Here is a 12180-nt window from a genome sequence, read left to right as displayed (position 1 = left end):
CGGTGCGCTAAATTATTCAGCAGGTGCAGGCATTTTACCTGCCGGCGCGTTGCGTTCTGTCAGATGCTTCTCAAAATTAGCATTGAACTGTTTTTTCTGCTCTGGGGTCAGAATGTTGTAGATCTTGTTCTGCGTTTCCAGGCGGGACAGCGCCATCGCTTTATGCTGCGCTTCCATCTTATCGATCTGCGCTTCCGCCTTCGCCTTATCGAAGGTGTCGCTGGCGATCAGATCGTGCATCGCGCGGCGTTCTTCAAGGGACGGACGTTTCATATTTTCGCGCTGGCTCTTCATGATGTCGCGGATCTGCTGCTTCTGCGCATCGGTCAGGTTCAGGCCTTTAAACATCATGTCATGCTGACCCGGGCCGCCTTTATGATGCATCATCATCGGCTTGCTGTCGCTCGGCGCGGTGGTGGTATCGGCGGCGTGTGCCAGGTTAGCCGCGCCCAGAGCCAGAGTAGAGGCAACAAACAGTGCAGTGAGTTTCTTCATCATTCAATCCTTACTTTACGTTATTCTTACGGCGCGTTGCCGTGTTGACGAGATTAACTTTACGACGTTAATCGTCAATTAGTCAGAGCAAGAGTAAAACAATGAAAGTGTAAAAAACAGTTTCTCGCCAATTATGGAGAAAATAAGGAATTTAGCCGAAGAATTGCAATAAAAAATAAATAACTTACTGTTTTGCAGAGAAATTATGGAGAGTATAAAGGAGGGGAGATTAAAAACAAAGCATTTTACCAGGAATAATCTGCAAATTTACAGTGGAGCACGAAAAAATAAGATGGCGAAAAAAGACGCGCGCAATAAAGCAGGCCGCCCGGCGGACGGCTTGCCCTCAGGATAATTTCTCCAGCATCAGGCCGGCGCGCAGTCCTTTCGCCACCGTCGGGTTAGGAAACAGAACATACTCCGTCTCAGGCCCCACCACATACCGCGTCTCGCCCTCCTCCGCCAGCAGCGTGCCGGGTTCGAAGGGGGTGAAGTTCAGCGTCTGATCCGCCATATGCAAGCGGAAATCATCACTATGGCGGGTTAGCTGCTGTACCACCCGGTAGCGCAGCGGCGCCGGGGCGTCGGCAATGGCCAGATCCCCCACCAGCAGCCGGGAGAGCGCCCGCTGGACGGCGGCAAACTGCGTCAGATCGTTTTCCCCCAACGGCAGCGCTTTGCCCAGCTCAAGGGTGCAGGCCAGCGCCGCGAACCGTTCGCAGCTGAAGTGGGTGAAGGTCCCGCCGGGCTGGCGATGAAACACCAGCGCCTCCAGCCCGGCGCCGCCCAGCCAGTGAAGAAAATCCTCCTCCCACGGCGTATCGCGGGCCGGGAGCACGCCGAAGCGCGGATGTAGCGACCCGCGGATCGCGGTATGCAGATCGAGGTGCCAGCGCGGGCCATCGTGGTCGCGATAAAAGCGGGCTACCGCCTGCTCCAGCCGCTGCGCCCGCTGCGTCTCCTCACTGAGCGGAAACTGCCGCCAGCGCTCGCCAAACATGCGGTTCATATCGCTGTGCAGATAGCGCTTATTCGCCCGCAGCGCTGGTGGGTTGCCGACGATCACCAGCAGCCGCCAGCGCAGCGGGAGCGCCTCGCGGACCAGTCGCTGCACCAGCTGGTCGACTATCTCCACCGGCGCCGTTTCGTTGCCATGAATGGCGCAGGAAAGTACCAGCCCGCGCTCGCAGCGCGCATGCGGCGTCAGCTCAAGGATCCCCTCCCCGAGCCAGTGCCAGCGGAAATGGGCCGTCTCGCCGTGAAAATGGTGGGGCAAACGCCCCGCCAGGGTTAATGCCAGAAAATGTTCCACCGCGCCCCCTTATTGCTGAAATGGATAAACCGAACCGAGCTGCAGGATCTGGGTCAACCGATCCAGCGCGTCGCGCCCTTCCCGCAGCAGCTGCGGGTCGGCGAGGTCGGCCTGGGTGAGACGATCGCGATAGTAGCGATCCACCCAGTCATTGAGGGTGGCAAACAGCGTATCGTTCATCAGGACGTGCGGATTGACCGCCTGATACTCCTCGGCCGTCAACACCACCCGCAGGCGCAGGCACGCCGGACCGCCGCCGTTGGCCATGCTCTCGCGCAGATCGAACACCCGCAGGTCGGCGATGGGGTTATCCCCGGCCAGCAGCTCATTGAGGTATTCCCAGACGCCGGCATGCTCCTGCGCTTCCTGAGGCAGGATAAGCGCCATGCTGCCATCCGCCCGGCTCAACAGCTGGCTGTTGAACAGATAGGTGGCAACCGCCTCTGCCACCGAGACCCGGCTGGCGGGAACCACCAGCGGCGTAAAACCCGGCACCCGCTGCGCCAGCTGCTGGAGAAGCGTGGTCTGGTCGGCAAAGGCCTGCTCATGGCAGAACAGGACCTGACGGTTGCTCACCGCGATGACGTCGTTATGAAAAACCCCCGTGTCGATCGCCGCCGGATGCTGGCGGGCGAAGATCAGCTGGCGGGGATTGACCTGATTGAGGCGCGCTACCGCCTGGCTGGCCTCAAGGGTTTGCCGCGCCGGATAGCGACGCGGCGCCTCCTCGCTCCCCCGGCGGCGGCCATAGACAAAGAGCTGGACGCCGGGAGCACCATACTCGCCGCCGAGACGATTATGGTTCGCCGCCCCTTCGTCGCCAAACCAGGCCGAGGCGGGCAGCGCCGGGTGGATAGCAAATCGCGTGCGGTCGGGGAAAATCGCCTGCAGCAGCGCCTCTGTAGTCGGTGCTTCGCTGGCGCGGTGGAATTTATCCTGCAGATTCGCCACCGTCAGATGCACCAGGCCATCCAGCGAATCGGCGGAGGGACACACCGTCGCCGCGTTCGCCACCCACATCGCCGAGGCCGAACTCACCGCCGACAGCAGATCCGGCTCCTGCTGCGCCACCCGGGCCACCACCTGCTCATCGCTGCCGCTAAAGCCCAGCTGGCGCAGAAGCGGCACGTTGGGACGCTCCTGCGGCGGGATCACCGCCTGCGGGTAGCCAGCGTCGGCGAGGGCTTTCATTTTTTTCAGCCCCTGCTTGGCCGCCAGCTGCGGGTTAGACACCCGATAGCGATGCCGGGTGGAAGCCTCATTGCCAAAGGAGAGCCCGGCGTAGTGATGGGTCAGCCCGGGCAGACCGTCAAAGTTGACTTCGCGGGCGGTCATGACGCCTCCCTGGCCAGAAAGTCGAGCCCCGGGCTCAGGCTGGCGGGCAGCGTCAGGGTCGGCGATTCAAGGCTGGCCATCGGCCAGGCGCAATAATCGGCGGCATACCAGGCCCCCGGACGATGGTTACCGGACGCCCCGGTGCCGCCGAACGGCGCGGTACTCGCCGCCCCGGTCAGCGGTTTGTTCCAGTTAACTATCCCTGCCCGCGCCTCGAGCAGCAGTCGATCGAACTTCTCCCGTTCCGGGGAGATTAACCCACAGGAGAGGCCGAAGCGGGTAGCGTTGGCCAAGGCAATCGCCTCCTCGAAAGTGTCGTAGCGCCAGACCCCAAGCAGCGGGCCAAACACCTCTTCATCCTCGACATTGGCCACGTCGCTCATGTCGACAATCCCCGGCGTTAGCAGCGACGTCCCGGCCTGCAATATCCGCGGCTCCAGTAGGGTGACCGCGCCAGCGGCGACCCGCTGCAGCCAGGCCTGATGCACTTTCTGCGCGGCTTGTTCAGAGATAAGCCCGCCGAGAAACGGCTGCGGCTCGGCGTCCCACGCCGCCGGGATCAGCCGTTGGCTCACCGTCACCAGCCGGGAGAGGAAGGCATCGCCCGCCTCTCCGCGTCGGACCAGCAGACGCCGGGCGCAGGTGCAGCGCTGGCCAGCGGTAATAAAGGCGGACTGGATGGTCAGATGCACCGCGGCATCCACGTCCCGCGGATCGTCGACGATCAGCGGGTTATTGCCGCCCATCTCCAGCGCGAGGATCTTCTGCGGTTGCCCGGCCAGCTGGCGATGCAGATGAAAACCGGTGGTTGAGCTGCCGGTAAACAGCAGCCCGTCGATATCCGCCTGACCGCTGAGCGCCTCGCCGGTTTCCCGACCGCCCTGCACCAGGTTGAGCACCCCGGCGGGCAGGCCGGCCTGCTGCCATAGTTTCACCACCGCTTCGCCGCTGCGCGGGGTGAGTTCGCTGGGTTTAAAGACCACGGTATTGCCCGCCAGCAGCGCCGGCACGATGTGCCCGTTCGGCAGATGGCCGGGAAAGTTATAGGGGCCAAACACCGCCAGTACGCCGTGCGGCCGGTGACGCAGCGTGGCGGCGCCGTCGGGCAGGTCGCTGTGCTGTTCGCCGGTGCGGACGTGGTAGGCCTTCACCGAGATCGCCACCTTGTTGATCATCGCCGTCACTTCCCCGGCCGCCTCCCAGCGCGGCTTTCCGGTCTCGGCGCCGATAACCGCCGTCAGCTCCGCCTTACTGGCTTCCAGCAGAGCGGCAAACTTTTCAACGATCGCCTGACGGGCGGCAAACGGCAGCCGCGCCCAGGACGGGAACGCCTGGCGGGCAGCCGCCACCGCCTCGGCAACCTGCCCGGCATCCGCCGCCTCGCCCTGCCAGACAACCTTCAGGTTAACCGGATCCTGTTTACTGAAACCTGGCCCACGGCCGGGCCGCCACTCGCCGTTAATCCACAGACTCATGCAGTTTTCTCCTCAGGGATCAGGCGCACCATGCGCACCTGGTCGCCGGCATGACACTTCAGCATATCCAGTTCGCGGGCGCTGAGGGTCAGGGTGTCGCCATCCGGATCGGCATGCACCAGCAGAGCGCGGAACTGGTGATACTGTTCATTCGCCACCAGGCACAGCGGCCAGTCACCGGGCGAGGTTTCACCTGCCTCGGTGGTCACCAGACGGCTTTTGCGGATCGCCCGCACCCGGTCGATGTCGCACTCCAGAGTCGGGCCGCCGTCGAAAATATCGATGTAGTTCAGGTAGCGGAACCCCTCTTTCTCCAGCACCGTCCGGGCCGGGGCGGTCTGCGGATGAACCTTGCCGATCACCGCCTGTGCCTCAGGGGAAAGGAAATCGATATACAGCGGATGCTTGGGCATCAGGGCGGCAATGAAAGCCTTCTGTCCGGTGCCGCACAGGTAGTCGGCACGGGAAAACTCCATGGCGAAAAAGCGTTTGCCCAGGCTCTCCCAGAACGGCGAGTAGCCCTGCTCGTCAATCACCCCGCGCATCTCGGCGACCACCTTCTCATTGAAGCGCTCGCGAAAGGCGGCCATAAATAAGAAGCGTGATTTCGACAGCAGATAGCCATTGCCCTCTTTGCGCCACTGCGGGTCGAGGAACAGGGTGCACAGCTCGCTGCTGCCGGTATGATCGTTGCTGAGAAACAGCGTCGGCAGCGCCTGATAGACGTTGAGCTCCTTCGAGGCATGGACCTGGGTGCCGACCCGGTAGTTATACCAGGGATCGTTGAGCCCCACCGCCACCTCGATCGCGCAGATGCCCACCACCGCGCCGCTTTCGCTCTCCTCCAGCACAAAGACATAGCCCTGCTCGCTTTTCGGTAGCTCGCCGCGCCAGGTCTGCTGCGAGCGGGCGATCCGCGCTGCGAGGGTCGCTTCATCCACCGGCAGCGAGGTCAGCCCGCCGCCGGTCTCCGCTGCCAGCTTCAGCAGCCCGGGCAAATCGCCCGGCTCCACCGGTCGAATAACCATCATGATGAGACTCCTGCCACGAAACGCGCGCAGGCCCGCTCGACGCGATCCAGCCCGCTGTTCACCTCTTCTTCACTGACGTTCAGCGCCGGCGCGAAACGCACCACGTTGGCGCCGGCGATCAGAATCATCACCCCCTCTTCCGCCGCCAGGTTACTGAGGGTTTTCGCCTTCCCGGCCCAGGCGTCGTTTAGCACGCAGCCGAGCAGCAGTCCCAGGCCGCGGATCTCCTTGAACAGGCCATAGCGGGCGTTAATTGCCTGCAGGCGTTCACAAAACCACTGATGGCGCTGTCTGACGCCGGAGAGCACTTCCGGGGTGTTGACGATCGACAGCAGTTCGCCGGCCACCGCCCCGGCCAGCGGGTTACCGCCGTAGGTGGTGCCGTGGGTGCCGACGGTCATCACGCTGGCACAGGCCTCTGTCGCCAGCAGCGCGCCAATAGGGAAACCACCGCCCAGCGCTTTGGCGGTGGTCAGCACATCGGGCGTCACGCCGTAGTGCATATAGGCATACAGCTCGCCGGTGCGCCCGACCCCGGTCTGCACTTCATCGAAAATCAGCAGGGCGTTGTGCTGGTCGCAAAGCTGACGCAGGCCGCGTAAAAACTCGACGCTGGCCGGCACCACGCCCCCTTCGCCCTGCACCGGCTCGACGATCACCGCGCAGGTCTGCTCATTGATTAAGGCCTTTGCCGACTCGAGATCGTTAAATACGGCATGCTGGATCTGCGGCGGCAGCGGGGCGAAATCCCGGGAATAGGCCGGCTGACCGCCCGCCGAGACGGTGAACAGCGTCCGCCCGTGGAAAGCGTTTTGAAAGGCGACGATGCCACTTTTCTCGCTGCCAAAGCGATCGTGGGCATATTTACGCGCCAGCTTGAGCGCTGCCTCATTGGCCTCGGCGCCGGAATTACAGAAGAAGACCCGGTCGGCGAAGGTAGCATCGATAAGCATTTTGGCCAGACGCAGGATCGGCTCATTGGTGTAGCCGTTGCCGGTATGCCAGAACTTGCCGGCCTGGTCGGTCAGGGCTTGCACCAGACGCGGATGGGCATGCCCCAGCGCGTTCACGGCGATACCGCCGGCAAAATCGATATACTCTTTGCCCTGCTGATCCCACAGCCGTGACCCGGCGCCCCGCACCGGAATAAACGCCGCTGGCGCGTAGACCGGCATCATCCATTCATCAAAGTGGTTACGCGTAATTGACTGAGACATATCGACCTCTTCCGGTAAATTAAAAGTAGCAATAATGTTAATAAATATGAGTTATTACGCTGTAAATGTAGATTGCACGGTTCGTGCCAGCCAGCGATAAAAATGCATAAATCGGATGAGATAACGCAGAATCAATGAGTTACAGCCGAACGCTATTCACATAAAATGCATATTTAGTGAATAAGTATCCGACAAAGGGGGATAAACAGTGATTAAAGAAGATAAATTATGCAATGGTAAGATATAATTCTGTAATTGTGATCCTCTGCGAAATTTATCGTAGCTATTTGCCCTTTTTTGGCGCGGCATGCCCGCAAAAGGGGCACCCACAGCACGCTCATGCGCAGCGATTGGCAGAATGACGCATCCGGTGGCAGCCAGCCTGGCGAATTTCTGCTACCATCCCTGCACTATTCACCTTGCACAGTGGCAGCGACTATGAAATTCGTCTCTTTTAATATCAACGGCCTGCGTGCCCGCCCACACCAACTGGCCGCCATCGTCGAAAAACACCAGCCGGACGTGATTGGCCTGCAGGAAACCAAAGTTCACGACGACATGTTCCCTCTCGAAGAGGTCGCCAGGCTCGGCTATAACGTCTTTTATCACGGGCAGAAAGGCCATTATGGCGTCGCGCTGCTGACCAAAGAGACGCCGATTGCCGTCCGCCGCGGTTTCCCGGACGATGGCGAAGAGGCTCAGCGCCGCATCATTATGGCGGAGATCCCGTCGCCCTTCGGCAACGTCACAGTGATTAACGGCTATTTCCCGCAGGGTGAAAGCCGCGATCATGAAACCAAATTCCCGGCCAAAGCGGCGTTCTATCAGAATCTGCAGAACTATCTGGAGACCGAACTCAACAAAGAGAATCCGGTGCTGATCATGGGCGATATGAACATCAGTCCTACCGATCTGGACATCGGTATCGGTGAAGAGAACCGCAAACGCTGGCTGCGCACCGGCAAATGTTCCTTCCTGCCGGAAGAACGGGAATGGATGGACCGCCTGCTGGGCTGGGGCCTGGTGGATACCTGGCGTCAGGCTAACCCCGACAATCATGAGCATTTCTCGTGGTTTGATTACCGCTCCAAAGGCTTCGACGATAACCGTGGGCTGCGCATCGATCTGCTGCTGGCCAGCCAGCCTCTGGCGCAGCGCTGCGTGGAAACCGGGATCGATTACGAGATCCGCGGGATGGAAAAACCGTCCGACCACGCGCCGGTGTGGGCCACCTTCCGGCCATAATTCACGCCCTTCTCTCGCCTCCCGCTGTGCGGGGGGCAGAATTTCCTGAGCAAAATCAACAAAGCGACGGTAAACCATTGTGACGGTCGTCGGAACAGGATACTGTCGCGCGCACTTTTTGATGTCCACTGCGTCCAGACTGTACAGGAGCACCTCTCATGCAAAAGAAGCCGTCATCCGGCCATTGGTAAAGGGCTGGGACTTCTCGCGCTGGTGGCCACGCTGGCCGTTATCAGCCACCGCGTCGGTCTCCACGATCTGCTGACTCACCTGCATCTGCTTCAGGACACCCTCCGCCATCAGGGCGCCTGGGGATATCTGGTCTATGCTGCGCTGTTTATCATTGCCACCCTGTGTCTGATCCCCGGCAGCCTGCTGGTGATCGCCGGCGGGATGCTCTTCGGCCCGCTAACAGGCTCCCTGCTCTCCTTTGCCGCCGCCACCCTCGCCTCTTCGCTGTCGTTTTTAATCGCCCGCTGGCTTGGACGCGATCTGCTGCAGCGCTATGTGGGCCATACCACCGTCTTTCAGGCGATTGAGCGCGGTATCGCCCGCAGCGGCTGCGATTTCCTGATCCTCACCCGCCTGGTGCCGCTCTTTCCCTACAACATTCAGAATTACGCCTACGGCCTGACGGCGATCCGCTTCTGGCCCTTTACCCTGATCTCGGCCGTGACCACCCTGCCGGGTCTGGTCATCTATTCGGTGATGGCCAGCGAACTGGCCCGCGAGGGGGTGACCCTCGCCTTCGCGCTCAAACTGAGCCTCGCCGGCGGGCTGCTGTTTGCCCTGGTGCAGATAGGCAAACGGTTTGCCCGCGCCCGTCGCGTGGCGGCGTGCAGTGAGGAGGTGCGCCATGACCCAACCTGATCGCCGTCACCTGCGCCGCGCCCGGCTGGCCCTTGCCGTCGTGGTCGCCGCCGCTCTGGCCGCCTGGCTGTGGTTTCCTGGCGGGCGTACCTTTCTGCAGCAGAGTCTGACGGCGTTAGCCTCCCTGGATCCGCAGCAGGTCAGAGGGTTTATCGCCGCCTGGGGGCCGCAGGCCGCGCTGGTCTCATTTGCGCTGATGATCCTCCAGGCGATCGTCGCTCCGCTGCCGGCTTTCCTGATTACCCTGGCGAACGCCGCCCTGTTCGGCGCCTTCTGGGGCGGGGCGCTGTCGTGGTTCAGCGCCATGGTCGGGGCCGGGCTCTGCTTCTGCATCGCCAGAGCGCTGGGGCGCGAAGTGGTGGAGAAACTCACCGGCCGCGCGGTGCTGCGCAGTGCCGACGGCTATTTCACCCGCTTTGGCCCGCAGACGATCCTGGTCTGCCGCCTGCTGCCGTTTGTCCCGTTTGACCCGGTCAGCTATGCCGCCGGATTAACCTCGCTGCGCTTCTGGCCCTTTATGCTGGCCACCGGCGTGGGCCAGCTCCCGGCGACTATCGTTTATTCCTGGGCCGGGAGTCTGCTCACCGGGGGCACCTTCTGGCTGGCCACCGGGCTTTCGCTGCTTTTTGCCCTGGCGGTGGTCATCTCTATCGCCAAAAATATTTACCGTGAACGTCATAAGAGATCGTCGCCATGAGCTTACCCCCACTGGATTCTGTCCCCCTGATCCTTCGTCCGCAGGCCTGGCTGCACCGCCGGCATTACGGCCAAGTGCTGAGCCCCATTCGCTGGTGGGGACGGATCCCATGGCTGTTTTACCTGGTTTCGCTGTTCGTGGGCTATATTGAACGCCGCCGCTCGCCGCTGGATCCGGTGCTGCGCTCGCTGGTCAGCGCCCGCATCGCCCAGCTGTGCCACTGCGAATTCTGTATCGATATCACCAGCATGACCCTCGCGGCGCGGAGCGGGAGCCAGGACAAGCTGCTGGCGGTCGCCGACTGGCGCAGCAGTACGCTGTTCAGCGAAAAAGAGCGCCTGGCGCTGGCCTATGCCGAAGCCGCCACCCAGACGCCGCCGGCGGTGGATGATGCCCTGCGTAGCGCGATGGCCGCGCATTTTGGCGCCCGGGCGCTCACCGAGCTGACCGCCCTGATCGGCCTGCAAAATTTATCAGCGCGGTTCAATGCCGCGATGGCGATCCCGGCTCAGGGGTTGTGCCAGATACCCACCTCTTCCTCGCAGAATAAGGAGTAACGATGCGCCGTTTGCGTGATTACAGCCTCTGTCTGTGCCTGCTGCTGCTCTGGCCGCTGGCGGTTAATGCCGACGACAGCTGGCGGCAGATTCAGACGGAAGCCCGCGGACAGACCGTCTGGTTTAACGCCTGGGGCGGCGATCCGGCCGTCAATCGCTATCTGGCGTGGGTCAGCGAAGAGGTCAAACGCTATTACGCAATCGACCTGCGTATTGTGCCTGTCGCCGACGCCGCCGACGCAGTGAAACGCATCCAAACCGAGGCGCAGGCCGGTCGTCGCCAGGGCGGGTCAGTGGATCTGCTGTGGATCAACGGCGAAAACTTTCGCACGCTTAAGCAGGCCGATCTGCTGCTCACCGGCTGGGCCGAATCGCTGCCCAACTGGCGCTATGTCGATCTGCAAAAGCCGGTACGGGAAGATTTTTCTGTCGCCACCGAGGGCGCGGAGTCGCCGTGGGGCAGCGCCCAGCTGACGTTTATCGCCCGCCGCGGGCAAACGCCGCAGCCGCCCACCAGCCCGCAGGCCCTGCTGGCCTTCGCCAGAGCCCATCCGGGCAGCGTAACCTACCCGCGGCCGCCGGACTTCACCGGTACCGCCCTGCTGGAGCAACTGCTGATCGCGCTCACCGACCAGCCAGCCGCCCTGCGCCAGCCGCCGCAGCCGGCGACCTTCGCGGCGGTCACCGCCCCGCTGTGGCGCTATCTCGATGCGCTGCACCCGGCCCTGTGGCGGGCGGGCAAGGATTTCCCGGCGTCGCCGGCGCGGATGGACGCCATGCTCAACCAGGGCACCCTCCGCCTGTCGCTGACGTTTAACCCCCTGCACGCCCGGCAGAAAGCCGCCAGCGGCGAATTACCGACGGACAGCTACAGCTTCGGCTTTACCGTGGGGACCCTCGGCAACGTCCATTTCGTTACCATCCCGGCTAACGCCCGCGCTATCGCTGGCGCCAAAGTAGTGGCCAATTTCCTGCTCTCCCCTGAGGCGCAATTGCGCAAGGCCGATGCCGCCGTCTGGGGCGATCCGAGCGTACTGGATCCGCAGCGTCTGCCTGATGGCCAGCGCCAGGCGCTGGCGGCAGCCCTGCCGCAGGATCTGCCGCCGGTGCTTGCCGAGCCTCACGCGGCATGGGTTGACGCGCTGGAGCAGGAATGGCTGCGCCGCTACGGTACCCACTGATCCTGCTGGCCTGGGGGGCGATGGCGGCGATCTATCTGCCGCTGCTCCCCGCCGCCGGGGAACTGGTGGGCGCTGCGCGCTCCCCAGCCCACTGGCGGGCGCTGTTCGCCGACCCGCAGCTGAGCCAGGCGCTGGCCGCCACCCTCGTCTCCACGCTGTTGTCCGTCGGCGGCGCGCTGCTGATCGCCCTGACCATCGTCGCCGCCCTCTGGCCTTCGGCCCGCTGGCGGCGGCTGGCTTCCCGTCTGCCGCTGCTGCTGGCGGTGCCCCATCTCGCCCTGGCGACGGCGGCGCTGCTGCTGTTCGCCGAAGGGGGCTGGCTCTGGCAGCGGCTGCCGTTTCTGACGCCGCCGGTCGACCGGTACGGCATCGGGCTTGGCCTGACGATGGCCCTGAAAGAGAGCGCCTTTGTGCTGTGGGTGATTTATGGCCTGCTGGGAGAGAAACGCCTCGCCGACCAGGCGACCGCCCTGAAGAGCCTCGGCTACGGCCGCTGGCAGTGCCTGCGCTGGCTGGTGCTGCCCGCCCTGCTGCCCGCCCTCGGCATGGTGCTGCTGGCCACCACCGCCTGGAGCCTGTCGGCGGTAGACGTCGCCCTGGTGCTGGGGCCCGGCAATCCGCCCACCCTCGCCGTGCTGGCGTGGCAATGGTTAAGCCAGGGCGATGAGCTGCAGCAGGCCAAAGGGGCGCTGGCCAGCCTGCTGCTGATGGCGATCCTCGGCGGTGGTTTGTTCTGGCTTACCTCGATCCTGATGGCAACGATAA

Annotated in this window: 11 protein-coding genes and 1 pseudogene; 6 read left to right on the top strand and 6 right to left on the bottom strand. The window is 62.8% G+C overall.

What is annotated here, in order from left to right:
• Positions 1 to 12: 12 nt before the first annotated feature.
• The 6 genes from spy to BHE81_RS03900 form a co-directional block, all read right to left on the bottom strand.
• The gene (gene spy / locus BHE81_RS03925) at positions 13 to 498 is read right to left on the bottom strand and encodes an ATP-independent periplasmic protein-refolding chaperone Spy (RefSeq protein ID WP_004217130.1); all 486 of its coding nucleotides are present in this window, start codon (positions 496 to 498) and stop codon (positions 13 to 15) included.
• A 343-nt stretch (positions 499 to 841) separates the two neighbouring features.
• Positions 842 to 1807 (bottom strand): succinylglutamate desuccinylase, encoded by a 966-nt coding sequence (gene astE / locus BHE81_RS03920; RefSeq protein ID WP_004224242.1) that lies wholly within the window; start codon positions 1805 to 1807, stop codon positions 842 to 844.
• A 9-nt stretch (positions 1808 to 1816) separates the two neighbouring features.
• A complete protein-coding gene (gene astB, locus BHE81_RS03915) occupies positions 1817 to 3142 on the bottom strand; it encodes an N-succinylarginine dihydrolase (RefSeq protein WP_016947395.1) in 1326 nt (441 codons plus the stop codon).
• On the bottom strand, positions 3139 to 4617 hold the full coding sequence (gene astD, locus BHE81_RS03910; RefSeq protein ID WP_023302051.1) for a succinylglutamate-semialdehyde dehydrogenase: 1479 nt from the start codon (positions 4615 to 4617) through the stop codon (positions 3139 to 3141). The genes astB and astD overlap by 4 nt, the downstream gene beginning before the upstream one ends.
• Complete coding sequence (astA, locus tag BHE81_RS03905) at positions 4614 to 5648, bottom strand: arginine N-succinyltransferase (RefSeq protein ID WP_004183681.1); 1035 nt, start codon at positions 5646 to 5648, stop codon at positions 4614 to 4616. Before astA ends, astD begins: the two co-directional genes overlap by 4 nt.
• The gene (locus BHE81_RS03900) at positions 5645 to 6865 is read right to left on the bottom strand and encodes an aspartate aminotransferase family protein (RefSeq protein WP_009309117.1); all 1221 of its coding nucleotides are present in this window, start codon (positions 6863 to 6865) and stop codon (positions 5645 to 5647) included. The genes astA and BHE81_RS03900 overlap by 4 nt, the downstream gene beginning before the upstream one ends.
• Positions 6866 to 7303: 438 nt before the next feature.
• On the opposite strand from BHE81_RS03900, the gene xthA reads away from it, so the two are divergent.
• From xthA to BHE81_RS28570, 6 genes and pseudogenes are all read left to right on the top strand, one after another.
• Entirely contained in the window at positions 7304 to 8110 is an 807-nt protein-coding gene (gene xthA, locus BHE81_RS03895; RefSeq protein WP_002901486.1) for an exodeoxyribonuclease III, read from the top strand.
• A gap of 213 nt (positions 8111 to 8323) precedes the next feature.
• The gene (locus tag BHE81_RS03890; protein ID WP_004140389.1) at positions 8324 to 8980 is read left to right on the top strand and encodes a TVP38/TMEM64 family protein; all 657 of its coding nucleotides are present in this window, start codon (positions 8324 to 8326) and stop codon (positions 8978 to 8980) included.
• Positions 8967 to 9677, top strand: coding sequence for a TVP38/TMEM64 family protein (locus BHE81_RS03885; RefSeq protein ID WP_004151923.1), 711 nt, complete (start codon positions 8967 to 8969; stop codon positions 9675 to 9677). Before BHE81_RS03890 ends, BHE81_RS03885 begins: the two co-directional genes overlap by 14 nt.
• Positions 9674 to 10234 carry a carboxymuconolactone decarboxylase family protein gene (locus BHE81_RS03880; protein ID WP_023285006.1) on the top strand — a complete coding sequence of 187 codons (561 nt, stop codon included), beginning with the start codon at positions 9674 to 9676 and terminating at the stop codon, positions 10232 to 10234. The genes BHE81_RS03885 and BHE81_RS03880 overlap by 4 nt, the downstream gene beginning before the upstream one ends.
• Positions 10235 to 10236: 2 nt before the next feature.
• A complete protein-coding gene (locus BHE81_RS03875; RefSeq protein ID WP_004224226.1) occupies positions 10237 to 11415 on the top strand; it encodes an ABC transporter substrate-binding protein in 1179 nt (392 codons plus the stop codon).
• A pseudogene (locus BHE81_RS28570) lies at positions 11388 to 12180 on the top strand (thiamine ABC transporter permease); the annotation flags it as partial. The gene BHE81_RS03875 and the pseudogene BHE81_RS28570, both read left to right, overlap by 28 nt.

Origin of the sequence: Klebsiella sp. AqSCr (assembly GCF_008452795.1) — a bacterium.
GTDB lineage: Bacteria > Pseudomonadota > Gammaproteobacteria > Enterobacterales > Enterobacteriaceae > Klebsiella > Klebsiella pneumoniae.
This window is presented reverse-complemented; position numbering and strand designations above follow the sequence as displayed.

What these genes read in the sequence shown, in the direction of transcription:
- spy (WP_004217130.1), bottom strand. Translation starts at nt 498, where the DNA reads ATGATGAAGAAACTCACTGCACTGTTTGTTGCCTCTACTCTGGCTCTG.
- astB (WP_016947395.1), bottom strand. Translation starts at nt 3,142, where the DNA reads ATGACCGCCCGCGAAGTCAACTTTGACGGTCTGCCCGGGCTGACCCAT.
- astD (WP_023302051.1), bottom strand. Translation starts at nt 4,617, where the DNA reads ATGAGTCTGTGGATTAACGGCGAGTGGCGGCCCGGCCGTGGGCCAGGT.
- astA (WP_004183681.1), bottom strand. Translation starts at nt 5,648, where the DNA reads ATGATGGTTATTCGACCGGTGGAGCCGGGCGATTTGCCCGGGCTGCTG.
- BHE81_RS03900 (WP_009309117.1), bottom strand. Translation starts at nt 6,865, where the DNA reads ATGTCTCAGTCAATTACGCGTAACCACTTTGATGAATGGATGATGCCG.
- xthA (WP_002901486.1), top strand. Translation starts at nt 7,304, where the DNA reads ATGAAATTCGTCTCTTTTAATATCAACGGCCTGCGTGCCCGCCCACAC.
- BHE81_RS03885 (WP_004151923.1), top strand. Translation starts at nt 8,967, where the DNA reads ATGACCCAACCTGATCGCCGTCACCTGCGCCGCGCCCGGCTGGCCCTT.
- BHE81_RS03880 (WP_023285006.1), top strand. Translation starts at nt 9,674, where the DNA reads ATGAGCTTACCCCCACTGGATTCTGTCCCCCTGATCCTTCGTCCGCAG.
- BHE81_RS03875 (WP_004224226.1), top strand. Translation starts at nt 10,237, where the DNA reads ATGCGCCGTTTGCGTGATTACAGCCTCTGTCTGTGCCTGCTGCTGCTC.